This is a genomic window from Bacillus sp. FSL E2-8887 (assembly GCF_038007205.1).
Lineage (GTDB): Bacteria > Bacillota > Bacilli > Bacillales > Bacillaceae_G > Bacillus_A > Bacillus_A mycoides.
Genome location: NZ_JBBOWS010000001.1, coordinates 1,056,292 through 1,082,417, shown reverse-complemented (window position 1 = coordinate 1,082,417; position 26,126 = coordinate 1,056,292). Strand labels below are relative to the sequence as shown.

The following is a 26,126-nucleotide window of genomic DNA, read 5'->3' as shown; positions in this document are numbered from 1 at the left end:
CGTATTCAATTCATTTAGCAAACTGTCCATTGAATATTATGCTTTTTGACTTCTTCTTCAAAACTATAGGGCATTTTCTTATCACAAATAATATGTTGAATACGAGAAAATCCTGCTATTCGGTAGTTCCCTTTTACGCCTACCTTTGTATGATCGCATAAAATATACGTTTTCTCAGCTAATTTCATCATCGCTTCTGACAGTTTCGCCTTTTCTAATTCAAAGCTAGAAACCCCAAAACCTTGCAACAACCCATCAATCGAAACGAATGCTTTATGAAAATGAAATTGATGAATTACTTGCTGTGAAATAGACCCCGACACACGTGAATGTTTTGGAGATACTTTCCCGCCTATAAATAAAACTTCACCGTGAAACATCTTTTTATTAATAGAAGAAATTAATTGTGTTGCTACTGGAAATGAACTTGTTACAATCGTTAAATTTTTACGATGAACAAGATATGGCACCATTTGAAGTGGTGTACTTCCATCATCAATCGCAATAACATCTCCATCTTCCACAAACGTTGCTGCTTTATACCCAATTCTTTTCTTCTCTTCTATATGCAGCATCTCTCGTTCTAACATCGGTGCCTCTATCCCAGCTCCCGGAAGTTGAACGGCTCCACCGTACACTTTCTTCAATTTTTTTTCACGATCTAATTCTTCTAAATACCGACGAATCGTCTCTGTTGATACTGCGAACTCTCTCGCTAATTCTGAAACTTTTACTTTCCCTTTAAACTCTACCTTCTCAAGAATTGTCCTCTTTCTCTCTTCACCTACTACAGACATAGCCTCACCCCATTTATATCTACCTCATAAACTGTCTTACTTATACAAAGTTATAATTTTCTTTTTCAATGAAAATCTCTTCATGAATATAAATACCGCGCTTTTCTAGTTCGTCAAAAATAATTTGTGGATTTTCGAAAGCTTCTTCAGGAGTAATAACACCGACTTTATTAACTACTCCTTTTGCAATTAACTCTGTAGCGATTCCAAATGGGATACCAACATTTCTTGTATAGGCCCTTAATTTCTCCCAACCTACTACAGAACCGTCAGATAGCGGATGCGTATGGTATAACACATGCCTTTGTTTTTGATTATTTTTCATACCTACTACTTCTACATGAAGTGCATAACCATAAAGCTCTGTTGCTTGTCCTTCTTTCGATTTTAATAGATACTTCGAAATACAATCCATAATACCAATTTCTTTACCGTTTATTTCAATTTGATCATTACGCAATATACCATAATCATATAAAGCACGAACGAGCTGCATATTTTGCTCTGGCCAAGTTCCTCTTGTTTCAATAAGTTGTACACCTTTATCTTCCAGTGCCTTCGCTAACGTAATCGTTTCTGAATGCGGGATTATATACTGCATTGTTTTTCCGTAAGGTGCTGGTAATTCAATTTCTCTCGGGCGCGCAAACGGAGATACTTGCTTAAATTCACCTTCCTCATACACTGTACGCGTCGGCAAATGTGGATCATATTCATATGTCGTTGTCTCTGTAATTGATGCAGAAAAAGCAATTGGACGATACGAGCCATGACTTACTCGAACTGACTCTACAGTATCTAACTGATTTGCTGCATACATGGCCATCATTTGCGTTACACCTGGTGTCATACCAAACCCAGGTAAACATGTTGTTCCATGTTGAACAAATTTAGAGTGGGATTCATTTTCTTCACCAAATCCATTTAAGTTCACACCGTGACAACCGGCATCTGCGATACAGCGAGTAGACAATCCATTTAACTTTATCGTCGTACCATCCATTACAATGTTATAGCCCTTCATTTTTGCGACCGTATCCTCATGATTTGTCACATCGACTTTCACAAAATCAACACGAGGATCATTTAACCACTCTACTACTTTTCGGCCTTCCTCTTCATTAAAATCGGCTACCGTAATCGTCTCAAAAGATGAAAATTGAACTAAATCTAAAATTGCTTCACGACAAATTTTACCTGCTCCACCTAAGCAAAATACTTTCATCCTATAACAACCCCTTTAGCAATACTATCAACTAAGCGATTAATATCGTCTTCATGTACATCACCGATATTTCCAATGCGGAACGTATCTACTTTCGAAATTTTACCTGGATAAATAACAAATCCATATCGCTTTAATTCATTATATAGCTGCAAAAATTCAAATCCTGCTTCTGGATAAATGAAAGATGTAATAATAGGAGATTGATATTTTTCATCTACTAATGGCTTAAAGCCTATTTCTTTCATTTTGTGCACTAGTAGTTTTTGATTGCTATAATATCGATTGTAACGGGCTCTTACCCCGCCTTCTTCTTCTAATTCAAGCAATGCCTGATAAAAAGCATGTACAACATGTGTAGGTGAAGTAAAGCGCCATTTCCCATTTTGCTCTTCCATCGTTTCCCACTGATCATATAAATCTAATGATAAAGAACGAGCTTGTCCTTTACATTTCAATAGTTCATCACGATTTGCGATGACAAAACCGAATCCGGGAACACCTTGAATACATTTATTCGCACTACTAATCAGAAAGTCAATTTGCAACTCAGCGATATCTATTTCAATACCACCGAAACTACTCATTGCGTCAACCAGTGTAACTTTTCCATATTGTTTTCCCAATTTACATACGTCTACAATTGGATTAATAATACCTGTAGTTGTTTCACAATGAACAACTACAATATGCGTAATCTCTTTATCTTGTTGTAATAACTGTTCTACTTCTGCAATATTAGTAGGCTCCCACTCTTCTGTTTGACTGACCACCACATCTATATGTAACATCTCTGCCATTTGTACCATACGCTTACCATACGCACCATTTGTACAAACTAGCAGCTTTCCGTTTCTAGGAATAACAGAACCAATTACTGCTTCAACCGCAAACGTACCGCTTCCTTGCATTAAAACTGTTGTGTACTTTTCTTCTTCCTTTGTCGCTAACGATACAAGCCTATTTCTTACATCTTGCACCATCGTGTTATATTCAACATCCCACGTACACCAATCGTATAACATAACTTCTTTTACAGTTTTTGTTGTCGTTAATGGTCCTGGTGTTAATAATAAATAGTGATTTTCATTCATGATCGTGTGCCCCCCTTTATGAAATAATAAGTTCTTGTTTCTCGATATGTTCAATTACGTTTTCGAGCTCCTGCATCGTTTCAATTGTAAAATGAGCCCCATTTTCAACGAAACGATTACGAACTACTTCTATTTTTTCACGAAGATCTAACGGATCCATATTCTCAACTTCCTCTTCCGTTAAACCGAGCTCACTACTACCGAGGATTACACCAACTGTCCACATTCCAGCATTTCTGCCCTCTTTCATATCTGACACGGTGTCTCCAATTTTTATCATATGATTCATTGGGTATACACAGAGTTCCATCGCATTTTTATAACACATCCACGGATATGGACGACCTGCTGGAACATCATTTGGCGTCACAAGAAAATCAGGTTTATACCCTTGTATTTCTGCTTCTTTTGCAACAATGTCCATCATTTCTCTCGTATAACCAGTTGTTGATCCAATTTTAATACCTCTTTCACGTAGTGAAGAAACCACTTCTTTTACCCCATCAATTGGCGTGGCATAGTACGGTAAAATAGCAAAGAGAATTTCTTCAAACTCTTCATACATCTCATGAATATCTTCTTCTGTTGGTAATTGTCCGAATACACGCTTCCACTCATTCGAAATACGGGGCATTTCCGTTAATACCCTAACATGATCAATCTTCAATAACCCCATTGGTTTACGAGCTTCTTCTGCTGTAATTTCAACACCGCGTTTATGAAAAATCTTCATGAATACTTCTAATGGTGCAAAACATCCGTAATCAACTGTCGTACCTGCCCAATCAAAAATAACTGCTTCAATTTTCATTCTATCCATCACCCTTCTTACTTATCTTTTTTGCCATTGTGACGTTCGGTTACGAAGTGCTTTCGTTCCCCATTCATATACAACCCTCACTACAATATTTGTAACAACAATAAGTACACTCATTGCAGCTGCTGGTGCTACATTTCCTGCATCGTCCATATTTACAATTGATACAGCAGCTAGTTTAAAATCAGCCGCATATAAGAACACTACTGCCGATACAGTCACCATTGAATTTACGAAATAGTACATAACCATTTCTAAAATAGCTGGTAAACACATCGGTACTGTTACTCGAAAGAAAGTTTTATAAAACGGTACGCTCATCGACTGTGAAACAAGTTCAAACTCTCGGTCCAGTTTCTTTAAAGCAGTCGTTGCGGTAACAAACGTTACAGAGTAAAAATGAATGATATTTACTAATACTAAAACAGCAATTGTGCCATATAAGGAATGAAACGGATTTGTTACTGAAAGTCCTAGAATTTGAATTGTTGGTTGACTAAAGAAAAAGACATATCCTAATCCAAGTACTAATCCAGGAATCGCTAACGGTACAATAGAGAAAAAGTAGCCTACTTTTCTGAAAAACTGTAGCTGTTCTATTTTTTCAATCGCATAAGCGAACACAAATGTTAAAATCGCCCCGATAACTGCCGTAATAGCTGAGACAATTACACTATTTTTAAATGCTTCAATTCCGTCTCCTGTCAAACTTGAAAAATTAAAATGCTCAAGTGTAAAACTCATATTATATGGCCATACTTTCACACTTGCAGCAATACCAACTGCCACAAATAAAAGAATGATCATAAACGTGACTACGCTACAATATACGAATGAAATAACATCTCTTTTCTTATTATTTATTATTCTGTAAGGTACTGCTTTTGAAGATAAGAGATTCGCCTGTTTTCTTTGCGTAATACGATCAACTGCAAATGCGAAAATAGCTGGGATCAATAAAATCATTCCAACAGTTGCGCCCATGGACATATTTTGCTGTCCAATTACTTGCTTATATACGTCAGTAGCAAGTACGTTATATTGTCCTCCAACAATTTTAGGTGCCCCAAAATCAGTGAAACTAAGTGTAAATACAACGAACATCGCACTAATTAATCCGTATTTCACACTAGGTAAAGTAACCGTAAGAAACTGTTTCACTTTACTTGCACCCAGCATATTAGAAGCTTCATATAAACGATAATCAGAACCTTGGAGAGCAATTAATAAAATAAGGAATGCTTGCGGAAATGTATACATAACTTCAGCCATTACAATTCCTACTGGTCCGTATAACGGTATTTGTATTCCTTCAAATAAACCAAACATTCCTTTTGTTATTAACCCTTGATTACCAAATAAATATGTAAGCGCAATACCGTGCATCATCGTTGGTGCGAATAATGGTAATAATGCTATGTATTGAAATACGCGCTTTCCAAAAACATTTGTACGAGCGATCGCATATGCGTAAGCGAAAGCGAGTGTAACCGAAATAATTGTTGTAGCGCCCGAAATCCATATCGTATTTTGTAGTGATTGAACTAGCGTTGGTGTTGTGAAATATTTACTGAAATTCGCAACACCAACAAAAGCTCCATCTTTATCATAAAAGGCTTGTGTAAACAGTTGTAATAAAGGCAATACAAGCATGATAAAAAACGCGAGAAGCATACCAATAATTAATAGTCTTTGTATCCACTCTTCTTTACCGATACGTCTCTTAATCTTTTTTTTTGTACTTTCTGCCTTAAAATTTTCTAACATCTCCATCTATACAATGACCTTCTTTCCATATGACAACATATGATTTTCTGAGAAAGAGATTTGAATTGGCTTTCCTTTTCTAATAGCAGTTTCCTCTACTTCTGATGCCAATATATCCACTACAATTTTCTCATTATAAAGGTGTGTTTTCTCTTCTATGACCCGCACTTCCGTCCGGTATACAGAACCGCGAAATTCCATGCTTTCTACAACTGTTTTAATACCATTATTTTGTACAACTGTTACATGTTCAGGACGAATCGCATGTTCTTCGTTATTTTTCGAAAAGAAATTAATAGAACCAATAAAATCTGCCACAAACGGATTGGCTGGTCTTTGATAAATCTCCTCTGGTGTTCCAATCTGCATAATTTCCGCATGATTCATTACAACAATTTTATCAGCCATCGTTAATGCCTCTTCTTGATCATGCGTTACCATAATAGTTGTTACTCCCACTTTTTCTTGCAAATCACGCATTTCTCTGCGCAACTTTTCACGCACTTTTGCATCTAAAGCAGATAACGGCTCATCAAGTAACAAAATATCGGGAGACAGAGCGAGCGCACGTGCAAGTGCTACTCGCTGCTGTTGTCCACCAGACATTTGAGCAGGATATTTATCTTTTACATTCAGCAAATCAACAAGTTCTAACGCCGATAGCGCTTTTTCTTTTACTTCTGCTTTTCCATATTTTTTTGTTTTTAAGCCGTATTCAATGTTTTCAAGTGCAGTTAAATTCGGAAATAATGCATACGATTGAAAAACCATTCCGAAGTTCCTCTTTCCAGGTGGTAATGCTGTAATATCTTTTCCATTCACAGCAATACTACCTGTTGTTGCCTCTTCTAGCCCCGCTAAAATTCGGAGCAATGTCGTTTTCCCACAACCACTTGGGCCTAATAAACAAACTCATTTTTTTTCACAGTAAAAGAAATATCCTTTAACGCTGTAAATGCATCAAACTGTTTTTGGATGTGTTGAATTGATAAATATTCGCTCATTTTTCTCTCTCCCACTCACTTACTTTTTCGGTTCTGCTTTTTGGCCAAACTCTTTTTCCCATTTTTCTAAAATTTTGTCACGATTTTCTGCTGCCCATTTAAAGTCATTCTTTTTATATAACTTTTCTGTCACATCTTTAGGGAATCCATCTGGAAGTTTATAATCATTTTTAATTGTCGCAAATCCATTTTTCTCGAAGTATAACTTCATTACATCATCTGTAATTGCCCAATCTAAAAATGCTTGCGCTAATTTATCATTTTTAGCATTATCTTTTTTAATAAGTGCGTTCGCTTCTACTTCCCAGCCTAATCCTTCTTTCGGCAGTACAACTTCAACTGGTGCACCTTTTTGTTTCTCTTTCAAAGCACTATAAACCATTGATACACCAACTGGATATTCACCTGCGCCTGCTAATTTCGCTGGTTTTGAACCTGAATGAGTATAAGTTGCCATATTATCATGAAGTTTCTTCATGTAATCCCAGCCCTTATCTTCTCCCATAATTTGTAGCCATGCAGAAACTGTTAAAAATCCTGTTCCAGAAGAAGCCGGATGCGGCATAACTAGCGTTCCTTTATATTCTGGTTTCGTTAAATCTTCATATGATTCTGGCATCGGTAAATTTTTCTTCTTCAATTCTTCTTTATTTACAGCAATCCCCGTCATAAATGCAGTATTTCCTACCCATTTTTCTGGTTTCTTATCGTCTTTAAATTGCGAAAGGACACGATCTGCTCCTTTTGGAGAGTATCCTTTTAACATATCTTTTTTCTCTAAAGCTAATAGACTAGACGCTGCAGTTCCCCATACAACATCTGCTTGTGTATTTTTTCCTTCAGCTAGCAATTTCGCTGTAATAACTCCTGTTGAATCACGAACAATGTTCAACTTCACGTCTGGGTACTTCTGTTTAAAAGAATCAAGATAAATCGGTACAAGCTCTTCTTCAATCGCTGTGTAAACAGTTAATGATCCAGATAATTTATCATCTTTTACTTTTGCTCCAGCACTTTCTTCTTTCTTTGCACCACACCCCATTAATAACGAAAATACCATTCCAGTTGCTACAGCTTTAAAGATTGTTTTTTTCACTGTCTCTCTCTCCTTTTACAAATCTTATATACAACTCTAATATAAACAACTAGTGTAAAAGCAGTATTAAACCAACATTAATCTTTTGTTTGTTGTTTGTTTTTGTGTAATACGTTGCTACTTCTATGTTTTTTCGCATTTTTCTGCTAATATCAAACGTGAAATTTACAAATAATTAAAAAAACCTTTATAATCCCACAAAAAAATGAGGCGTTTGTAAAAAACGCCTCATTTTTGTTTACCTTTTTTTGAATTACGATTTGCATACTTCGCACTATTTTCTCCTTCATACTCTAATGCAAATTCTGCATCTGGTAAGCTTTCTTTCGGAGTTTTATTATTATTAATTGCTGCATTTTGTTTTACTTTTCTTTTTACCAACATATTCACCTGCTCTCACGAAATAACTTTCTATTCTAGTTTGAAACAACTTACAGTAATTATTACTGGGAAGTGTTAACAAGTACATAAGAGCTTATAGATGGAAATACTACATACGAACAAGCCATTACAAAAAGGAGCGATTACTTTGAAAGAAAAAGAAACGATACAATCGCCAATTTTAGACGAGACGCTCCCTCATCAAATGAACTTTCCTTCTTTTAAAGGCACAGGCAAAAAGATGCAACAACCTTTTATAAATCAATATGATGTTGTAATTGGAGACAGTAAATACGATTCCACTAACAGTCCTCTTAATAATTGGAGTGATGAGGTAGATCCTGCTATTATGGCTGGGGAAGAATGGATCCATCCTACAAATGATATCGGATGGATTGCAGAAGAAAATCAAGAATTACTTAAAAACGAAGTTGATAATAAAAATGATGCTTTTATGCATCCCCAATTCGGAATTAACGACTAAAAAACCATTCTACCTAACGCAGGTAGAATGGTTTCATACTATCCAATAATAATTCTCTCTTTCGGATATTTATAGCGAGGCGGTTGCTCTCTTCCGCCACTAGCTAAAATAAATGTCAAAATACCGACGCGTCCGATAAACATAAGTACAATAAGTACAAGTTTACCAACAGTTGTTAAATCAGGAGTAACACCTGTTGATAGTCCCGTCGTCCCGAAAGCAGAACAAACTTCAACGATTAAGCTCATAAGCGGTACATTTTCCGTAATAGATAAAATGAATAGCGCTGAGGCACATAATAAAATCCCCATCGTCATAACGACAGATGCTTTCAACACGTCCTCTTCATGTAGCTGACGTTTGAAAACTCGGACTGTTCTCCCGCCTCTTGCAAATGTATATAACGATAATATACTAACTGCAAATGTTGTTGTACGTATTCCGCCCCCAACTGAACTTGGAGATGCCCCAATGAACATTAATATACTCATAAATAAAAGCGTTGGTTGTGATAATTCACGTATGTCCATTGTAGCCAGTCCTCCACTTCGCGTCGTCACAGATTGGAATAATGTATAAAATACAGTTTCATGCCATGACTTTCCTACTAAAAAATGATTTCGTTCCAATAGAAAAATCATAATTGTTCCAACAATAACGAGTACAAAAAATGTCGTTGTCGTCAATTTTGTAAATAACGAAAAGCGAAATAGTTGTTGTCGTCTTTTACTAAGGAATTGTTTTACTTCCATTAACACTGGGAAACCGATAGCTCCTAAAATAATAAGCAACATATGAATCATTTGAACAATATAATCTTTTTTGTACGGAATAAGTGATTGTCCTGTTAAATCAAATCCTCCGTTCGTTGTTGCACTCACAGCGGCAAAGAAACCGTGAAAATAAGCTTCTTGCCAAGTCGGGAAATATAGTAAGAACCTTGTACCTAACAGTATTGCTCCAATGAGTTCTATCGAAATAATTACAATTAAAATAGAACGCATCAATTCTACAAGGCCCGATAAATTCCCTTGGTTATGGTCTGCCATAATTAATCTTCTTCTTTGCAAACCAATCTTTTTCCCCGTTATAATCCAGACGAATGTACCAAGCGCCATAATTCCTAATCCGCCTAATTGTAAAATAAGGGCTAAAACAATAATTCCTGCCGTTGTAAACGTATCTGAAATCGTAACAACAGACAGTCCCGTAACACTTACCGCACTAACAGATGTAAATAGTGCATCGATAAATGTCCATTTCACTTCAGGCTTCGTAACAAATGGTAAACTAAGCAAAATTACCGATACGACTACTGCTAGTAAATAAAATACAACGATAAGTTGTACGGGACGTAACTTTTGTAAAAACTTTTTTATATCTCTCATTCCATCACTTCGCTACCTTTTTTCTATCGATTAAATAAAGAAAAATCATCACTTTCTTCATTTGTAAATAACTGCTGAAATAGTTTCGCAAATACCATTCCGTATACAGTTCCATTTCCCCCATACGGCAGTGCGTAATATAAATTATGTATTTTTTTATCTTCTTTTAAAATAGGAAGACCGTCATGACTGCCACCAAATGCTGCTGCCCAATAGTACTCTGCCCGTATATTTTTATACTGCGGGAACATTTCTTTTACAGTGTTAATAAGAAGATCACGCTTATGCAATAATTTCGTATCGCCGATTTTTTGAATTTTCAGCGCCTCATCTAATCCGCCTATAACAATGCGGTTTTGATACGTTCGACTATACAAATACGGACGTGCTGTTTCCCAAATTAACGATTGCTCATGCCAGCCTTCAAAATAATCTATCTTATTTGTCACAACGGCATAAGACGTTTCTACTGTTGTATTTTTTTCTTTCTTTCCAAAAATTGCTTCATAACCTGTCGCCATAATAATATTCTTTGCTACTATTTTATTTCCTGTATTCGTGTAACAAATTAAATCATTTTGGATTTGTTTAATATGTAATGCCTCTGTATGTTCGTATATAGTAGCGCCCATTTGTTTCGCTTTATGCAAAAGACTATGCGCTAATAAATACGGATTCACTTCTGCATCACCGCTTGTATATAACGCTGCTTGTTTTGCAAATGAATAACGTTTCTTAATATCAGACTCTGTAAAATATTCAACCGGAAATCCATAATGGCGTAACGTATTATATTCTTCTTGTAAAAATGAAACATCCTCATCTCTACTTGCATAATACAAACTATTTCGCGGAATAAAATGGGGATCAATATCGAGAGTTGGCACAACCTTCTCCATTGTTTGCAGCGCTTCATAACAAAGTCTATATGCTCGTACCCCTTTCTCTTCACCAAATGTATGAATAAGAGAGGTTAACGATTTATCATGAACAAATTGTAATAATCCTGTATTTGCAGCTGTGCTACCACATGCAATTGCTCTTTTTTCAATGAGCATAACACGCATTCCAATTTTAGCTAACGAATACGCTATATGAGCACCTGCTTCTCCACTTCCAATTACTAGTACATCACATATCATATCATTTTCTAACGTTGGATAACAAGGTACAGAAACTCCAGCATTCCAAAACAACTTACCAGTCATAAGCTTCATAATTATACTCCTACAATGTAATTTTCTCCTTTCTATGTTTCGTCATTTTCCATAAAAAAATCCAACTAACATACGCTAGTTGGATTTCTTCTCTTTAATTAGAACGCTCTTCCAGCCAATTTCCAACCGTCGGATATGTTTGCTTTACAGCCGTTCCACCATACACGATAGACATATGTCCTGTCGGTAAACATACATACTGTTTATCTGTGCTAGAAATATGATCAAGTAAAGCTTCTACTTGACATGGCAGAGCAATGTGATCACGTTTCGCAGAAATATTTAAGACATTCGCCTTAATATTTGCAAGGTCTACCTTTTGTCCGCGAATAACGAGTTCACCCTTCACTAATTTATTATTTTGATAAAAATCACGAATCCATTGTCTATACGATTCACCTGGGAACGGAATACCATCGCCTACCCACTTTTGAACTAATTTCCAACTTTCGACGAAGCGCTCATTTTCTGAACGATCGACTAAAGCAACATATGGACCGACAAAGTTTGTAATTGGTTTTAACATCTTATTTCCGAAATCAATCATTTCTGGCGGAATATTTCCGAATGTATCAACCGCTTTATCTAAATTGAAATATTTCTCATCTAATAAAGGACCGTATAATCCTGTTTCAGAGAAATCAAAAGGACTTGTCATAAAAATCAAGTTACGAATTGGCATGTCCGGATGAAGCGCTGCATAAATAGATGTTAACGTTCCACCCATGCAATAACCAAGTAAAGAAATCTCGTCCGATTTTGCAGTTCTCATTACTTTTTTCACTGCTTTTGCAATATAATCGAACACGAAATCATCAAACTTCAAATGACTATCTTCTAAACCGAATGTGCCCCAATCAAGCATATACACATCAAAACCACGATCTACTAAATATTCCACTAAACTATTTCCTGGAGTTAAATCCATAATATACGGTTTATTAATAAGAGCGTATATTAATAAGATTGGAACTCTCTGTGTTTTTTCTTGTTTTGGAATGTAACGATACAGCTTCGTTTTATTCTTCGTCCAAATAACCTCTTTCGGTGTTAAACCAACTTGTGGTTCTGGTTCGCGTAATAAAACTTCGCTCGCTCTTTTCACACGGCGATATGCTTTACGATATTCTTCTGGGTACAACTCCAATTGCTTTTCCCATTCCGTTACGAATGTAGTCATTTTTCCTATCTCCTTTTTGGTCAATTTCTTTCTAAAAAAAGAAGTGCATTCCTGCTATGGATATGCACTTTTTTCTTACTTCATTACATGTATAATCCGCCGTTAATGTTTAATTGCTGACCTGTGATATACGCACCGTCACGGCATAGATATACTACACCTTTTGCAATTTCATCAGCTTGACCAAAACGTTTTTTCGGGATTTTCGCAACGATTTTTTGACGCACTTCTTCTGGTACTTCTGCTACCATTTCAGTATCAATAAATCCTGGGCAAATTGCGTTTACAGTTACATTTGTTCTTGCAAGTTCTAACGCTAATGATTTTGTAAATCCTAGCATACCTGCTTTTGCTGCTGAGTAGTTTGTTTGTCCAAATCCACCAGCTTGGCCAATAATAGAAGAAATACTAATGATTCTTCCTTCTTCTGCTTCCGATATGTATGGAAGTACCGCGCTTGTCGTATTAAATACACTGCTTAAGTTCACGTCAATTACGCGCTCCCAATCTTCACGATTTAACTTCTTGAATGTACGATCTCTTGTAATACCAGCATTATTAACAAGAATATCAACTTGACCAAAATGATTCACAGCTTCTTCTACAAGTCTGTTCGCATCTTCTACTTTAGAAACATCCGCTTGAACTGCATAAACGTCATGTCCTTCTTTTCCTAATTCATTTACTAAGTTTTCAGCTGCTTCTTTACTGCTGTTATAGTTAATAACTACTTTTGCTCCCTCTTGTGCTAATGCTACTGTGATTGCTTTTCCAATTCCTTTTGCCCCACCTGTTACGATTGCTACTTTGCCATTTAATTGAACCATTTCTTTTCCCCCTTAAATGAATTTGTGAACGATTGTTATGAATCATTTTGGTACTCATACTAATTGAGTCCATATATTAATTATGTTTCGTTGTTTATACATGAAAAGAGATTCTCCCTCCCTCTTTTACACGTTATAAACAAACGCCATTATCATTTTTTATTTTCTGGCTTATTTACAGGCTTTACTTCTTCTTTTACAGGTACTTGTAGTTTAGCTAGTACTGCATTTTGCTTTTCTAGCAATTCTAAAATTTGATCAACTTTCGTTTCTAACGTGCGCATATCTTGTTTTACTTTCGTAACATCACGCTTTAATGTAGGAGCTTGTCCTAATGAATCCACTTTCTCTTCTAGAATTTCCTCGATGTTATCAACTTTATTTTCTAAGTTAATAACAAGCGTAGCTACTCTAGCGATATCCTCTCTCGTCGGCACATTCACCTGTTCTAAATAATTTTTTGTCGTATCATTTAATGCTTTTTGATAAAACAAATTCAAATCTAGAACGCTGCCCATCCAAGCAGAATATTCTTCTGTTTTAATTGTTTCATTGAGCGCTTTTCCCCAAAATGTTTCGGTTTGTTCATAAGCATTTTTCCATGCTTGCAATGGATCGAATTTTTGATCAATCACTTCGACTACACTCCCTTTTTCGTTTTTGAAACAATTCAACCTATTCACTATTTTCTAATATTCCGAATAAAACTTCAAGTATATATTTTATTTTTCTTTATTTTCTAACAAATGTATTGACATTAAAAACAGATAGGTGTAAATTGCACTTATAAGCAAAAAATTCCATCTAACTGATTCATGAGGTGATGTACAATCATGCTACATAATGAACCAGAACACCCAGAAAGTTTGGAAAAAAACCAAGCGAAACAACCAAACTCCATGCCAAAAAACTTCTTAGTTCCTTTCTTACTTCTCTGTCTAAAAGACTGGAGTCTTCATGGTTACAAACTTATTCAAATGCTAATGGACATCGGCTTTTCTTCTGTTGACCAAGGTAATGTGTATAGGACACTACGCAAATTAGAAAAAGAAAATCTTATTTCTTCTACTTGGGATACAAGCGAAGGCGGGCCAGCGAAACGAATTTATTCTTTAACAGAATATGGAGAGCAATATTTAACAACATGTGCGACTTCTTTTGAACATTATCAAAATATGTTGCGGACGTTTTTCACGTTATACACCAATGCATTCTTTCCATTTTCTACTTCTCCAGAAAAGGATGAAAAGGATTCTTCATCTTCACCTGGTGGTACAGCAGAGTAATCTGCGTTCACAATATGCAAAAAAACATTTGGAGGTCAAACAATGGAAACTAAGCCATACGAATTAGTCGATGCATTTTGGAAAAACTGGTCTCAATCTCTTTCCCTCTTCTCTTCAGCTGGGAAACAATTAGAGCAACTTACTTTAGAAACGTTAAAACAACAACAAGACGCTTTGCATAAATTAACATCAGGAGTAGATGAACTAGAAAAAGAACTACACCAATTCACTGCTCAGTTCAATAACCAATATACAGACTATGTGAAGCAATTAACTGGAAACTCCTTAAATGATCAAATTAACGAGTGGCAAGAAAAGTGGAATGAGCTTTCTAATCAAATGCACCAACTTACTGTTTCGCCTACGAAAACATCTTTGTCTATTCTTACTCAAACTAGCGGCCAATTTGAAGAAACAACAAAACACTTTATCGAACAACAACAGTCGCAACGTGAAGAGGTTCAAAAACAGTTAGAAGTTTTTTTGGGAGAGTTCAAGTCCAAACAACTAGAACTCGCAAAGCAGTTCGAGGAAAACTCAAAAAATCTATTTACTTCCATCAAGTAAGAAAAATGTGGCAACTAACTGCAGCACAAACAAAACTCTTTCTTCCTCCTACTACATCAAGATGGCTTACATTTTTCGATATGGAAAAGAAGGAGGACAAAATGAATCCATTTCAAGAAGCACAAACTGTTCCGGAGCTTCGTTACGATGAGATTCAAGTCGGTGATCAAGCATCACTTACAAAAAAAATTACGGATGAGGACGTTATCAATTTTGCAAAATTGACTGGAGATGTAAATCCTATTCACATTCTAGACTCTTTTGCAAAAACGACAATGTTCAAAGAACGTATTGCCCATGGCATGCTCGTTTCAAGTTTTATTTCTACCATTCTTGGAACGAAACTTCCTGGCAAAAATACGATTTATTTATCACAAAACGTTTCATTCCGTGCTCCTGTCAAAATCGGTGATACACTTCGCGTTGTGGCAGAAGTTATTAAAAAACGGGACGATAAAAAAATTATCACATTGCAAACAAACATATATAATCAATCTGATGATATTGTCGTAGAAGGTACAGCGACAATACTGAAAAAAGAGTAGCAAATTTGCTACTCTTTTTTCTATCCAAGAACTTCTAATCACACCGTTTACTTCCGTGTATGAGTACGTCGTTTACACATAAAATAACATTACCAGATAGCACTTAGCTAAACTGGATTACTCTTTAAGGATGTGTATCAACATGGTGAAAACAAACAAATTACTAGTTCCGGGTGCAGAGCAAGCACTTGAACAATTCAAATATGAAATCGCACAAGAATTCGGTGTAAGCTTAGGATCTAATACAGCATCTCGTTCTAACGGATCAGTTGGCGGTGAAGTAACGAAACGTCTTGTTGCTTTAGCTCAACAACAATTACGCGGATAACTATATAACCTATGGCTTAGAGGCAGATATTCTCTGCCTCTTTCTTTTTTAACATACATAATAGTGCTTCTTCACATACTAGTAAGAGCAAATCGAAAGGAACGATATGTGAAATGAAACGGATTAACATTAGCATGAGTCCTCCCCGTGTTCTTACTGTATCTTTTATTATGCTATCAATTATCGGTACATGCCTATTGAAATTGCCAATTGCTACAACAACGTCTATTTCATGGCTCGATGCTTTATTTACAACGGTTTCTGCTTGTACGGTTACAGGGCTTGGTGTTGTGGACACTGGTAAAGTATTTACCTTATTTGGCCAATGTGTCATTTTAACACTTATACAAGTTGGCGGGCTTGGCATTATGAGCTTTGCTGTTTTAATCGCAATTATGCTCGGTAGAAAAATCGGCCTTCAAAACCGGATTTTATTACAACAAGCATTAAATCAAACAAATGTCGGCGGAATCATTCGTCTTGCAAAAGCATTATTTTTATTTTCTTTTACTGTAGAATGTATCGCTACTTTACTTCTCTCTTTTGAATGGGTACCAAAATACGGGGTTGCCAAAGGTATATATTATAGCTTTTTTCATTCTATCTCAGCCTTTAACAATGCTGGGTTTTCTGTGTGGAGCGATAATTTAATGTCGCACTCCCATAGCATTCTCGTCAATCTCGTTATTTCTTCCCTCATTATTTTAGGTGGGATTGGTTTTACGGTTATCGTAGATATAAAAAGAAAGAAAAACTTTAAAAACCTTACTTTGCACTCAAAGCTTATGCTCTCTTCTACTCTAATCGTCAATATTATTGCTACAGCTTTTATCTTTATATTTGAGTTCCATAATTCAATTTCCATGAGAGGTTTTACACCATTTGAAGAAGGTATGGCTGCTTATTTTCAAGCGGTTTCAACACGTACTGCCGGGTTTAATACTGTTGATATCTCTGCATTATCAAAACCTTCACTTTTATTAATGATGCTTCTTATGTTTATTGGTGCTGGCAGTGCTTCAACTGGTGGTGGGATTAAATTAACGACTTTTTTGATTATGTTTTTCGGCGTATTTAAATTTTTGCAAGAACAAGATGATATTGTCGTGTTTAAAAAATCCATTAAAGATACGCTCATTGTCAAATCATTAACGATTACTATTATTTCAATTTCGTTTATTTTTCTTTCCATTTTAATTTTAAGCATCACTGAGAAGGTTCCTTTATTAATGAGTGCTTTTGAAGTATTTTCAGCATTTGGAACTGTCGGCCTTAGCATGAATTTGACACCACACTTAACAATTATCGGCAAAACAATTATTATCTTTATGATGTTTTTTGGAAAGATGGGGCCTTTAACATTAGCCTTTTCATTTGCACGTAAAAAACAAAGAAAAATAAAATATCCCAACGAAGATATTTTAACAGGTTGACAACCGTATAAATTATCCATATAATGAGAGTACAATAGCATATCTCCAAAGGGGAGTAGCGTCCAAGAACTATTTCTTGGAAACAAAGTCGTCATTACGTAGAACTTAGTTCTTCCGGCTTTGTTGGCATTTTCATTACATATGTCTAGCAAGACCTTTGCCTATCAACGGCAGAGGTCTTTTTTGTTTTCAAATTCCTTCCACCGTTGATACGCAGGAGTATGGGGAAACTAAACAGTGGGGAACTTCTTCACTTGTTTAGTCTTTATAGAAATGAGAGGAGAATGTACATGGATGTATCATTATTATTGGAGTATGGTTGGGTATTACTCATCCTAATTGCACTAGAGGGGATTTTAGCGGCTGATAACGCTCTCGTTCTCGCAATTATGGTAAAACATTTACCAGAAGAAAAACGAAAGAAAGCACTATTTTATGGATTAGCAGGAGCGTTCGTTTTCCGCTTCGGATCACTATTTATGATTTCGTTCCTAGTAGATGTATGGCAAGTGCAAGCAATTGGTGCGATTTATCTTATGTTTATCGCGGGGAATCACTTATTTAAAACGTATGTTAAAAAGAATACACATGAAGAAACAGAAGAAAAAGAAGCAAAGAAAAAACAAGAGAACTTTTGGTGGACTGTATTTAAAGTCGAAGTTGCTGATATCGCCTTCGCAGTTGATTCAATTTTAGCTGCTGTTGCATTAGCAGTGACTTTACCGAAAACAGGATTAGGTACGATTGGTAGTCTTGATACAGGTCAATTTATCGTTATCTTTACAGGTGGACTTATCGGATTAGTTATAATGCGATTTGCAGCAACTGCTTTCGTACAAATATTAAAACGTAAACCAGGACTTGAAACTGCAGCATTTTTAATTGTAGGTTGGGTTGGTGTGAAATTAACAGTTTATACGTTAGCACACCCTGCTTTAAATGTCCTTCCGCATTCATTCCCAGAATCCACTCCGTGGAAGCTTACATTCTGGATTGTATTAGTTGGAATCGCAGTTTGCGGTTGGTTCTTCTCGAAAGAAGTAGAAGTAAAAGTAGAAAAGAATTTAGACGAAAAAGCGCTGTAATTACAGCACTTTTTCTTTTTTCTCGTTTCAATTCCCCTCTCTATTTTTAGAAAAAATTCCATTATACTACCTTTTGTAAACGCTTCCTTTGTAGATGTATGTCCTTTTTGTGAAATATTGCACAAACTTATTGAAACTATGAACAAATCCATGTACCTTATTCATATAAGGAGTATTTATAGACGATGTATTAAAGGAGCGTATTACTCATGCTAGAACAAGGATTAGATTACGTTGTAAAACTGGCTAAGAGCAAAAAACAAATGCTAGATATAAATCCAATGCAATATTTCATTCGTGCTGCACTTGCGGGCATTTATATCGGTTTTATTATTGTACTATGTTTTAAATTAGGTAACTTTTTTCATATTGCAGATTCACCAGCAACATATTTAGCTTCCTCCATGTTTTTCGGAATTGCTCTCGTACTTATTATATATGGCGGCGCTGAATTATTTACTGGCAATACGATGTACTTCACAGTGGCAACTTTAAGAAAAGAAACAACGATTTCTGATACACTTCGTAACTGGGTTGCTTGTTATGCAGGTAACTTAGCTGGCGCTTTATTCTTTGCCTTACTATTTTACGCAACTGGAATTTTCGAAGCAATTGATCACAGTCATTTAATGAATAAAGTTGTTGAAGGAAAGATGAATACACCTACAATGCAATTATTCTTTAAAGCGATTTTATGTAACTGGCTCGTATGTCTTGCCTGCTTCTTACCTTCTCAAGTGAAAGGTGACACAGCAAAAATATTAATGATGATGATGCTCGTTTTCACTTTCTTTTTATCTGGTTATGAGCATAGCATTGCAAACTTATCACTGTTTGCTTTATCTTTAGTATCACCACATCCTGAGACAATTTCTTTTGCGGGCGCTATTCATAACTTAATTCCAGTTACAATCGGTAACATTATTGGCGGATCCGTATTTGTCGGTATGGTATATCATTACTTAACAAAGAAAGCACCTGTTGTTGAACAAGAGAAAACTCAATTAGTTGGAGCTCAAACGGAGGAAATTATTCCTTTACAAGCACATATGAAACATTAAAAACTCCAAAGTTTTACTTTGGAGTTTTTAGCTCCCTACATATTTCAAGGCAATATAAGGATTAATTTCCCCGTTTTCCTTCCCTCTCTCTATGCTCTTTTTCATCTGATGCATACCGATGACATCATTTGTATGAAGGTGAATTTCATTAACATATAAACCTTCGTTGCAGAAAGCTTCTACGAAATCTAACCCACTTTTTTGTCGCCATCCCTTATTATAATCGAGGGAAATAATATTCACCTCATTATCCCTAACAATTTGCAAGGCAGATTCTACTGTAGTTGCCAAAACATATCCGTATGGGCAACTTCTTTGATCATCCATATATACATTCATTTTCTATCTCCTCTCTATTTTGTATACGTGACCAGCATGTAACATATTGCTCCAAGACTAATAAAAGGACCAAACGGAATTTGGCTCCTCATTTTCATACGTTTTAATACTATACCAGCTCCAAAGAAACAAAGACTAAAGCAAGATGCTAAAAATAAAATCATAAAAATCCCTTTCAGTCCCACTATAAATCCAAGCAGCGAAAGTAATTTTATATCCCCTCCACCAAGCCCTTCTGGATATATCTTTTGCATGCAATATAACAAAATGAATATAACGCCACTACCAACTATACTATCTGTCCAAGTGACTAACGGTACAAAAATACATTCTAAAATAAGCAAAAGCGCAAACCAAATTAAAATACGATTAGGTATTAGCATATATACTAAATCTGTAACTGAAATAATTAGAAGTAACGAAAAAAGCGATAAAATGATGATGAGCTCTCTTTCCATTCCAATTACATATACAGTAAGAAAAAATAAACTGCCTGTAACAAATTCAAATACTATGTACAAACTTGAGATTTTGCTCTTACAATTCGTACAACGCCCTTTTTGTATACAAAATGAAATGATTGGAATAAGTTCTTTCGGCTGTAACGTATACTTGCAGTAATGACAGTACGAACGCGGTGTAATAATAGATTCCCCTACTGGAACTCTCATCGCAATCACCATAAAAAAAGAACCAAACACCATACCTATTAACAATGCATATAAATAAGTGAACATCCCTTCCTCTCCTTTCCAAAAGAACATAACAAAAAAAGGAGAGAACTTCTACTTCATATTATCTTTATTCTATTAAAAAAGCAGGCCGTTTTCCGGCCTGCTTTCCCCTATTTTATACGATGAAATATACTGCTTTTAACGGCCCGTGTACTCCGACAACAAGATTCATTTCAATATCCGCAGAGTTACTTGGTCCTGTAATAAAGTTAATACAAGATGCGACTGCTTCACCTTTTTCCACACGTGAGTTCATATCCTGAACTGCTTGCGTAATACGAGGTACAAGTGTTTCACGTGGAATAATAGCAAAGTATACAGTCGGTAAAAAGTGTAAAGAACGCCCTTGTCCTTTATGACTTTGTACAACAATCGTACCAGATTCAGCTAAAGTATAATCACTAAATGCAATACCGATATTCGCTTTTTCCGCTATACGCATATTCTCTTCTTTTTTCTCAGGATCCCATACATTTACCTCAACATTTTGCTTTGGAAGCTCTTCTTTAAATAAAGAAGTCAATCCATAGGAATCAAAACGTTCATCTGCTGATAATATAATAGGTCCTCCGCCGTTTTCAACGATTACTTTTTGAATATCTTCACGTAAGCGGTCGTTTGTCGTTTCCACAACAGTTGTATGAATGTTTGTACATTGCTTTTTAAATACTTCTAACAATTCTTCTTGTGAATAATCTTTTAACGTTTCTACATTCACATTACTTTTCCATGCTGGACGTTCTACGCCTTCTGTTTTACGCGCGCGCCCAAGTTCTTTTGCGATATTATCTAGAAAGGACTCACGGTTTTGAATTAATCCTGTCATTATTTGTCCCCGCCTTTCTTATGATCTTTATACCAATCACGGAATCGTTCTTTACTTGGAGCTGGGAATTCACGAATATCCGTCCAGTTTTTAAGTGGTCCAACACCTTTTGATACACGGTTACCAGATGTAAATGGACTCATTGCTGCCGGTGCCATTTTCGATCCCATTTTATATAAAGCTGCTGAAGAAGCACCCATACTAAACATTTTCATTGCTAATTTTTCTGCAAGTGGGGCACGACCTTCTTGCTCAACGATGACTTGACGATGTTTTAATAATAAATCATGTAATGGAATTTTTACTGGACAAGCTTCTGTACATGCTCCGCATAAACTAGATGCATAAGGAAGCTCTTTGTAATCGTCATACCCACCTAAAAGTGGTGTTAATACCGCACCGATTGGTCCTGAATAAATAGATCCATACGAATGTCCACCAACGTGACGATATACGGGACATACGTTAACACAAGCGGCACAACGAATACATTGCAATATTGAACGGAATTCCGATCCAAGAATTTGAGAGCGGCCATTATCAACAACGACTAAATGAAACTCTTCTGGTCCATCTACCTCTTCCTCTTGAATTGGTCCTGCTACTGTTACATAACTTGTTAATTTTTGACCTACCGCACTACGACATAGTAAACCAACTAAAACATCTAATTCTTCCATTGTCGGAACCATACGTTCCATACCCATTACTGCAATTTGTGTTTTCGGAATCGACATGACAAGATCGGCATTACCTTCGTTCGTCACTAAGCAAAGAGAGCCAGTATTTGCAACAGCGAAGTTACAACCTGTCACACCAATTTCTGCATCCATAAATTTCTCACGAAGTTGTTTACGAACAAACTTTGTCATTTCGTATGGATCATCAGAATTTTCATATCCAAGTTTTTCTTTAAATACATCACGAATTTGCGTTCTGTTTTTATGAAGTGCAGGCGCAATAATATGTGATGGTGGATCGTTATCTACTTGCAAGATATACTCTCCTAAGTCACTCTCTAACACTTCACAACCAATCTCTTCAAGGGCATGATTCATACTAATTTCTTCAGTTACCATTGATTTTGATTTTACAACTTTCTTCGCTTGTTTCTTTTTTGCAACGTCTTGAATATACTTTGCTGCATCCTCTTTCGTTTTCGCAAAGTAAACGTGACCGCCTCTTTTTGATACATTTTCACTTAACTGCATTAAATAATAATCAAGATTTTCTAACGTATGTTGACGAATTTGTTCACCTAGTTCACGCCACTCTTCCCAGTTTCCCAACTCGTCAGCTGCTTTTAATCGATTTGTATATAAACGCGTTTGTGCAGAAGATACCGCTCCGCGCATAAACGAATCTTGAATTCCATCGCCAACGCGATCATTAAATTTTTTCTCACTGATTTTCATAGACATAGCTTATGTTCCCCCTTCATGAGCGACTATTCAAGACCTCAGCAATATGCATTACTTTTACTTCTTTTCCTAAACGCTCAATACGTCCGCCAATGTTTAACAAACACCCACAATCTGCACCGATTAAATAATCAGCACCTGTTTCCATTACACTATCTACTTTTTCATCTACCATTTGCTCAGAAATTGGAGTCATCTTAACTGAAAACGTTCCCCCAAACCCACAACAATTTTGCACGTTCGGCAGTTCTCTCACAATTAATCCTTTTACGCTTGATAATAAAATTCCTGGTGCCTCTTTTACTCCAAGCAGGCGTGTCATATGACAAGATTTATGAATAGTAGCTATCCCTGGTAAACTTGCACCAACATCTGTAACTTTTAAAACATCTACAATAAATTGTGTAAATTCATATGTTTTATCAGCAACCTTTTGTGCACGTTTAGCCCACTTCGGATCATCTTTAAAAACATGCGGATACTCATGAAACATTGTCGCACAAGATCCAGATGGCGTAACGATATATTCTGCATCTTCGAAAGTTTCAATCATATGTTTCATCGCTTCTTTTGCTGCTTCTACATGGCCGCTATTATAAGCAGGCTGACCACAACAAACTTGTGCTTCTGGAAATTCAATTTCACAACCTAAACGCTCCAATACTTCAACTGTTGCTTTACCGACGTTTGTTTCAAACATATCGACTAAACAAGTAACAAATAAAGTAACTTTCATAACTATAATTCCCCCTCATTACAACTCCGCCAAAAATCATATGGTCATCAGATGACTAAGATTAGAAGAAGTAGGCTCAACCATAGCCTATCCTCTCCCTCTTCTAAAGAAAACGCTTACTTAATCTCTCTCTATTTTATCAGAAAATTAGATTTTTAAAAGATTAAATTACGAATTTATATCGCTTTTACCTGTGACAATATATTCTACATTTGTTAAATGATCTAGCATCGCTTGCTGCGCTAATTCCACATCTTGCTTTAACACCGCATCATATATAGATTGATGCTCTTCTAAAAGTCGTTCTGATGTTGTTTGTTCACCATATAAAATAATGCGTCTTGATTCACCAATCGTTTCAGCAATCATCTCTGAAACATGATTCATGAGCTCAAGCAAGATGTTATTATGCGAAGATTCTGCAATTCCCATGTGAAAATGAAAGTCTGCTTTTTCGCCAGCCTTCTCATCTCCAATGCTCTTTGCCATTTCATCTAACCACTGCTTCATATTTTGCAAATTAGCTTCCGTACGTTTTGCCGCTGCCGCTCGAACTGCCCCCACTTCGAGCACCTTCCGTACTTCTAATAAATTCAAAATATCCTCTTTCTTCATTAATAACTTGTTATTTAGTGATTTTGTTAATGAAGAAGGATCGAAATTCCTTACATATGTACCTTCTCCTTGTTTCATTTCAATTAAGCCCATTGCTCTTAGCGCACTTAGCGCTTCACGAACAGCAGATCTGCCAACTTGAAACTGCTCAGCTAATTGATGAACAGGAAGTAGTTTGTCACCAGGTTTTAACGTACCATTTTTAATCATTGTTAAAATAGCTTCAGATACTTCTTCGTAAATTTTTTTCGGTTTAATAGATTTGTACTCCAGTTAAATCACCTCAGTATCTTCCAAACAACAATTGTAACGTTTTATAAGAACTTAGCATCCATAACTATTTTAGAACGAATTAGTAAGAAGTACAAATGTTTTGTTCATAAAATAGTCAAATTTTTGATATTTGTTTGATATTAATTAATACATTTACGCGTAACTATTTACCTTCAATATGAAGAGCATATTCCAAAAGTTAGAATATGCTCTCCTCATCTTGTGCTTTTAATTTAATACTAACTGTCGTGCCCTTACCTTTTTCACTTTCTATTCTCCACTCACCGTCATGTATATGAACAATTTGCCTTACAATTGCAAGACCTAAACCTGTTCCACCGTGTTGACGACTTCTCGCTTTATCTACTCGGTAAAAGCGTTCCCCCAGATTTTCTAAATGCTCTCTATCAATACCTATTCCTGTATCTTTTATGTGCAATTCACAATAATCATCGATTTGCTTTAATGTTATTATGATATCCCCGTTTTGATTTGTATAACGTATCGCATTATCTAATACATTATGAAGTACTTGTTGCATACGATCCTCATCAATCATTACGATAATTTCAGGATTTAAATTCGTTGAAATACGAAGGTTTTTTTCTACAAACTGTAACTCGTACGTATTTAGTACATCTTCAATAAGCTGTGAAAAAACGATAGGTTGTTTCTTTAAGGGAAAGTGTTCACCTTCTAGCTGCGCTAGATCTAATAAATCATGAACGAGGCGCTGCATGCGACCTGCTTCTTTATGAATAAGTTGCGTTACTTTTTCCTGCTGCGGCCCCTTCGCTACACCGTCTAAAATAGCTTCACTATATCCTTTAATATAACTAAGCGGTGTTCTAAGTTCATGCGAAACATTAGCTAAAAATTCCTTACGCTTTACATCTTCTGTTTCTAAGGAATTTGCCATTTTATTAAAGGCTTTTCCCAATCGTCCAATCTCATCTTCTGAAGAAATTGTAATCCGCTCTGAGAAATCTCCAGTAGCCAAATGATTTGCAACTCGTTCCATTTGCGAAAGCGGTCTCGTAATGGCGATAATAATTTTTCTACCAATCCATATTGTAATTAAAATCATTGCAAGTGCTAACGGCGCTAAAATAAGACCCATATCAAATATTAAGTCTTTTATACTTTTTAAAGGAATATAAGAGTATACAATACCAACTAATTTTTTATTATCTAAAACAGGGATGACAACACCCATAATATTGCGATCAAAATGTTCTTCATACCCTATCTTTGTCACTGTTTTCCCATCTAATAGCGCCTGTCTATCCCCTTCACTTATAAGAGAATGATGGTGAACATCAAAAGGCAAACATGCGCTTAAATCACGCGGATTGTATACGAAAAGGACATCTGAACTAGATATTTGATCATATGCCCTTACTTTCTCTTCAAAAGTGGATACTCCTTCACGTTTATCATATTGCGTGGCAAGACGTTTCCCTTCCATTACTAATGAATCTTTTAAATTATCAACGTATAACTTTTCATATGAGTATAAAGATACAAAATAAAGAAAGGAAACTGTTACACATACTGCACATACTACTGTAAGCCAAAGCTTTTGTACCATCGTAAACAT

General features: G+C 35.9%; 27 protein-coding genes, 1 pseudogene and 1 riboswitch. Of the genes and pseudogenes, 8 read left to right on the top strand and 20 right to left on the bottom strand.

Going from position 1 to position 26,126, the window contains the following annotated elements; genetic code table 11:
• Positions 1-14 precede the first annotated feature (14 nt).
• From NSQ08_RS05325 to NSQ08_RS05290, 8 genes and pseudogenes are all read right to left on the bottom strand, one after another.
• Positions 15-797 carry a DeoR/GlpR family DNA-binding transcription regulator gene (locus NSQ08_RS05325; protein WP_002030497.1) on the bottom strand — a complete coding sequence of 261 codons (783 nt, stop codon included), beginning with the start codon at positions 795-797 and terminating at the stop codon, positions 15-17.
• Between the two features lie 40 nt (positions 798-837).
• A complete protein-coding gene (locus NSQ08_RS05320; RefSeq protein WP_242246220.1) occupies positions 838-2,022 on the bottom strand; it encodes a saccharopine dehydrogenase family protein in 1,185 nt (394 codons plus the stop codon).
• Positions 2,019-3,116 (bottom strand): 2-aminoethylphosphonate--pyruvate transaminase, encoded by a 1,098-nt coding sequence (gene phnW / locus NSQ08_RS05315; RefSeq protein ID WP_340772310.1) that lies wholly within the window; start codon positions 3,114-3,116, stop codon positions 2,019-2,021. The genes NSQ08_RS05320 and phnW overlap by 4 nt, the downstream gene beginning before the upstream one ends.
• Before the next feature lie 16 nt (positions 3,117-3,132).
• Positions 3,133-3,927 carry a phosphonoacetaldehyde hydrolase gene (gene phnX, locus NSQ08_RS05310; protein ID WP_002126164.1) on the bottom strand — a complete coding sequence of 265 codons (795 nt, stop codon included), beginning with the start codon at positions 3,925-3,927 and terminating at the stop codon, positions 3,133-3,135.
• Between the two features lie 21 nt (positions 3,928-3,948).
• Positions 3,949-5,706 (bottom strand): putative 2-aminoethylphosphonate ABC transporter permease subunit, encoded by a 1,758-nt coding sequence (locus tag NSQ08_RS05305; protein WP_340772307.1) that lies wholly within the window; start codon positions 5,704-5,706, stop codon positions 3,949-3,951.
• Positions 5,707-6,704: pseudogene (locus NSQ08_RS05300) on the bottom strand (ABC transporter ATP-binding protein).
• A gap of 19 nt (positions 6,705-6,723) precedes the next feature.
• A complete protein-coding gene (locus NSQ08_RS05295; protein WP_002030507.1) occupies positions 6,724-7,800 on the bottom strand; it encodes a putative 2-aminoethylphosphonate ABC transporter substrate-binding protein in 1,077 nt (358 codons plus the stop codon).
• 228 nt (positions 7,801-8,028) lie between these two features.
• Positions 8,029-8,184 (bottom strand): hypothetical protein, encoded by a 156-nt coding sequence (locus tag NSQ08_RS05290; protein WP_002011566.1) that lies wholly within the window; start codon positions 8,182-8,184, stop codon positions 8,029-8,031.
• 97 nt (positions 8,185-8,281) lie between these two features.
• Here NSQ08_RS05290 and NSQ08_RS05285 point away from each other — a divergent pair, with 97 nt between their 5' ends.
• Positions 8,282-8,665: a DUF3905 domain-containing protein gene (locus tag NSQ08_RS05285; RefSeq protein WP_002011568.1), complete on the top strand. Its 384-nt coding sequence runs from the start codon at positions 8,282-8,284 to the stop codon at positions 8,663-8,665.
• A 38-nt stretch (positions 8,666-8,703) separates the two neighbouring features.
• Here NSQ08_RS05285 and NSQ08_RS05280 read toward each other — a convergent pair whose 3' ends face one another.
• The 5 genes from NSQ08_RS05280 to phaR all read right to left on the bottom strand — a co-directional run bounded on the left by NSQ08_RS05280 (position 8,704) and on the right by phaR (position 13,912).
• On the bottom strand, positions 8,704-10,053 hold the full coding sequence (locus tag NSQ08_RS05280) for a TrkH family potassium uptake protein (RefSeq protein ID WP_002126155.1): 1,350 nt from the start codon (positions 10,051-10,053) through the stop codon (positions 8,704-8,706).
• 23 nt (positions 10,054-10,076) lie between these two features.
• On the bottom strand, positions 10,077-11,270 hold the full coding sequence (locus NSQ08_RS05275) for an NAD(P)/FAD-dependent oxidoreductase (RefSeq protein ID WP_340772304.1): 1,194 nt from the start codon (positions 11,268-11,270) through the stop codon (positions 10,077-10,079).
• A 94-nt stretch (positions 11,271-11,364) separates the two neighbouring features.
• Entirely contained in the window at positions 11,365-12,450 is a 1,086-nt protein-coding gene (gene phaC / locus NSQ08_RS05270; protein ID WP_000206840.1) for a class III poly(R)-hydroxyalkanoic acid synthase subunit PhaC, read from the bottom strand.
• A gap of 83 nt (positions 12,451-12,533) precedes the next feature.
• Positions 12,534-13,277, bottom strand: coding sequence for an acetoacetyl-CoA reductase (locus NSQ08_RS05265; protein ID WP_002030515.1), 744 nt, complete (start codon positions 13,275-13,277; stop codon positions 12,534-12,536).
• 152 nt (positions 13,278-13,429) lie between these two features.
• Entirely contained in the window at positions 13,430-13,912 is a 483-nt protein-coding gene (gene phaR, locus NSQ08_RS05260; RefSeq protein WP_000566956.1) for a polyhydroxyalkanoic acid synthase subunit PhaR, read from the bottom strand.
• Positions 13,913-14,110: 198 nt separating this feature from the next.
• Between phaR and phaQ the strand changes: the two genes are divergently transcribed.
• The 7 genes from phaQ (at position 14,111) to NSQ08_RS05225 (ending at position 19,582) form a co-directional block, all read left to right on the top strand.
• Positions 14,111-14,563, top strand: coding sequence for a poly-beta-hydroxybutyrate-responsive repressor (gene phaQ, locus NSQ08_RS05255; RefSeq protein ID WP_000903018.1), 453 nt, complete (start codon positions 14,111-14,113; stop codon positions 14,561-14,563).
• A gap of 42 nt (positions 14,564-14,605) precedes the next feature.
• Positions 14,606-15,130 (top strand): polyhydroxyalkanoic acid inclusion protein PhaP, encoded by a 525-nt coding sequence (gene phaP, locus NSQ08_RS05250; protein WP_002011575.1) that lies wholly within the window; start codon positions 14,606-14,608, stop codon positions 15,128-15,130.
• Positions 15,131-15,231: 101 nt separating this feature from the next.
• Positions 15,232-15,675: a MaoC family dehydratase gene (locus tag NSQ08_RS05245; RefSeq protein ID WP_001067911.1), complete on the top strand. Its 444-nt coding sequence runs from the start codon at positions 15,232-15,234 to the stop codon at positions 15,673-15,675.
• Between the two features lie 142 nt (positions 15,676-15,817).
• A complete protein-coding gene (locus NSQ08_RS05240; RefSeq protein ID WP_000241212.1) occupies positions 15,818-16,003 on the top strand; it encodes an alpha/beta-type small acid-soluble spore protein in 186 nt (61 codons plus the stop codon).
• Between the two features lie 113 nt (positions 16,004-16,116).
• Positions 16,117-17,436, top strand: coding sequence for a TrkH family potassium uptake protein (locus NSQ08_RS05235; protein ID WP_033708914.1), 1,320 nt, complete (start codon positions 16,117-16,119; stop codon positions 17,434-17,436).
• Positions 17,437-17,474: 38 nt separating this feature from the next.
• Positions 17,475-17,647, top strand: a riboswitch (yybP-ykoY riboswitch).
• Positions 17,648-17,726: 79 nt separating this feature from the next.
• Positions 17,727-18,521, top strand: coding sequence for a TerC family protein (locus tag NSQ08_RS05230; RefSeq protein ID WP_002011580.1), 795 nt, complete (start codon positions 17,727-17,729; stop codon positions 18,519-18,521).
• 209 nt (positions 18,522-18,730) lie between these two features.
• Positions 18,731-19,582 (top strand): formate/nitrite transporter family protein, encoded by an 852-nt coding sequence (locus NSQ08_RS05225; protein WP_002011581.1) that lies wholly within the window; start codon positions 18,731-18,733, stop codon positions 19,580-19,582.
• A 27-nt stretch (positions 19,583-19,609) separates the two neighbouring features.
• Here NSQ08_RS05225 and NSQ08_RS05220 read toward each other — a convergent pair whose 3' ends face one another.
• The 7 genes from NSQ08_RS05220 to NSQ08_RS05190 form a co-directional block, all read right to left on the bottom strand.
• Entirely contained in the window at positions 19,610-19,921 is a 312-nt protein-coding gene (locus NSQ08_RS05220) for a cyclic-phosphate processing receiver domain-containing protein (protein WP_340772297.1), read from the bottom strand.
• 14 nt (positions 19,922-19,935) lie between these two features.
• Positions 19,936-20,658, bottom strand: coding sequence for a prepilin peptidase (locus NSQ08_RS05215; RefSeq protein WP_033708915.1), 723 nt, complete (start codon positions 20,656-20,658; stop codon positions 19,936-19,938).
• Between the two features lie 112 nt (positions 20,659-20,770).
• Positions 20,771-21,481: a LutC/YkgG family protein gene (locus tag NSQ08_RS05210; protein ID WP_002030525.1), complete on the bottom strand. Its 711-nt coding sequence runs from the start codon at positions 21,479-21,481 to the stop codon at positions 20,771-20,773.
• Positions 21,481-22,902 (bottom strand): LutB/LldF family L-lactate oxidation iron-sulfur protein, encoded by a 1,422-nt coding sequence (locus tag NSQ08_RS05205; protein ID WP_002011586.1) that lies wholly within the window; start codon positions 22,900-22,902, stop codon positions 21,481-21,483. Before NSQ08_RS05205 ends, NSQ08_RS05210 begins: the two co-directional genes overlap by 1 nt.
• Positions 22,903-22,918: 16 nt before the next feature.
• Complete coding sequence (locus tag NSQ08_RS05200) at positions 22,919-23,638, bottom strand: (Fe-S)-binding protein (protein WP_002011587.1); 720 nt, start codon at positions 23,636-23,638, stop codon at positions 22,919-22,921.
• Positions 23,639-23,806: 168 nt separating this feature from the next.
• The gene (locus NSQ08_RS05195) at positions 23,807-24,496 is read right to left on the bottom strand and encodes a FadR/GntR family transcriptional regulator (RefSeq protein ID WP_307838320.1); all 690 of its coding nucleotides are present in this window, start codon (positions 24,494-24,496) and stop codon (positions 23,807-23,809) included.
• Between the two features lie 229 nt (positions 24,497-24,725).
• Positions 24,726-26,126 (bottom strand): sensor histidine kinase, encoded by a 1,401-nt coding sequence (locus tag NSQ08_RS05190; protein ID WP_002011591.1) that lies wholly within the window; start codon positions 26,124-26,126, stop codon positions 24,726-24,728.

Coding starts and splice junctions, on each gene's coding strand:
- phaC (WP_000206840.1), bottom strand. CDS start 12,450: ATGACTACATTCGTAACGGAATGGGAAAAGCAATTGGAGTTGTACCCA.
- NSQ08_RS05275 (WP_340772304.1), bottom strand. CDS start 11,270: ATGAAGCTTATGACTGGTAAGTTGTTTTGGAATGCTGGAGTTTCTGTA.
- NSQ08_RS05220 (WP_340772297.1), bottom strand. CDS start 19,921: ATGAATGTATATATGGATGATCAAAGAAGTTGCCCATACGGATATGTT.
- NSQ08_RS05210 (WP_002030525.1), bottom strand. CDS start 21,481: ATGACAGGATTAATTCAAAACCGTGAGTCCTTTCTAGATAATATCGCA.
- NSQ08_RS05265 (WP_002030515.1), bottom strand. CDS start 13,277: ATGGTTCAATTAAATGGCAAAGTAGCAATCGTAACAGGTGGGGCAAAA.
- NSQ08_RS05235 (WP_033708914.1), top strand. CDS start 16,117: ATGAAACGGATTAACATTAGCATGAGTCCTCCCCGTGTTCTTACTGTA.
- NSQ08_RS05280 (WP_002126155.1), bottom strand. CDS start 10,053: ATGAGAGATATAAAAAAGTTTTTACAAAAGTTACGTCCCGTACAACTT.
- NSQ08_RS05320 (WP_242246220.1), bottom strand. CDS start 2,022: ATGAAAGTATTTTGCTTAGGTGGAGCAGGTAAAATTTGTCGTGAAGCA.
- NSQ08_RS05215 (WP_033708915.1), bottom strand. CDS start 20,658: ATGTTCACTTATTTATATGCATTGTTAATAGGTATGGTGTTTGGTTCT.
- phnX (WP_002126164.1), bottom strand. CDS start 3,927: ATGAAAATTGAAGCAGTTATTTTTGATTGGGCAGGTACGACAGTTGAT.
- NSQ08_RS05230 (WP_002011580.1), top strand. CDS start 17,727: ATGGATGTATCATTATTATTGGAGTATGGTTGGGTATTACTCATCCTA.
- NSQ08_RS05305 (WP_340772307.1), bottom strand. CDS start 5,706: ATGGAGATGTTAGAAAATTTTAAGGCAGAAAGTACAAAAAAAAAGATT.
- phaQ (WP_000903018.1), top strand. CDS start 14,111: ATGCTACATAATGAACCAGAACACCCAGAAAGTTTGGAAAAAAACCAA.
- phnW (WP_340772310.1), bottom strand. CDS start 3,116: ATGAATGAAAATCACTATTTATTATTAACACCAGGACCATTAACGACA.
- NSQ08_RS05325 (WP_002030497.1), bottom strand. CDS start 797: ATGTCTGTAGTAGGTGAAGAGAGAAAGAGGACAATTCTTGAGAAGGTA.
- NSQ08_RS05205 (WP_002011586.1), bottom strand. CDS start 22,902: ATGTCTATGAAAATCAGTGAGAAAAAATTTAATGATCGCGTTGGCGAT.
- NSQ08_RS05225 (WP_002011581.1), top strand. CDS start 18,731: ATGCTAGAACAAGGATTAGATTACGTTGTAAAACTGGCTAAGAGCAAA.
- NSQ08_RS05240 (WP_000241212.1), top strand. CDS start 15,818: ATGGTGAAAACAAACAAATTACTAGTTCCGGGTGCAGAGCAAGCACTT.
- phaP (WP_002011575.1), top strand. CDS start 14,606: ATGGAAACTAAGCCATACGAATTAGTCGATGCATTTTGGAAAAACTGG.
- NSQ08_RS05285 (WP_002011568.1), top strand. CDS start 8,282: ATGGAAATACTACATACGAACAAGCCATTACAAAAAGGAGCGATTACT.
- NSQ08_RS05245 (WP_001067911.1), top strand. CDS start 15,232: ATGAATCCATTTCAAGAAGCACAAACTGTTCCGGAGCTTCGTTACGAT.
- NSQ08_RS05190 (WP_002011591.1), bottom strand. CDS start 26,126: ATGTTTACGATGGTACAAAAGCTTTGGCTTACAGTAGTATGTGCAGTA.
- NSQ08_RS05200 (WP_002011587.1), bottom strand. CDS start 23,638: ATGAAAGTTACTTTATTTGTTACTTGTTTAGTCGATATGTTTGAAACA.
- NSQ08_RS05290 (WP_002011566.1), bottom strand. CDS start 8,184: ATGTTGGTAAAAAGAAAAGTAAAACAAAATGCAGCAATTAATAATAAT.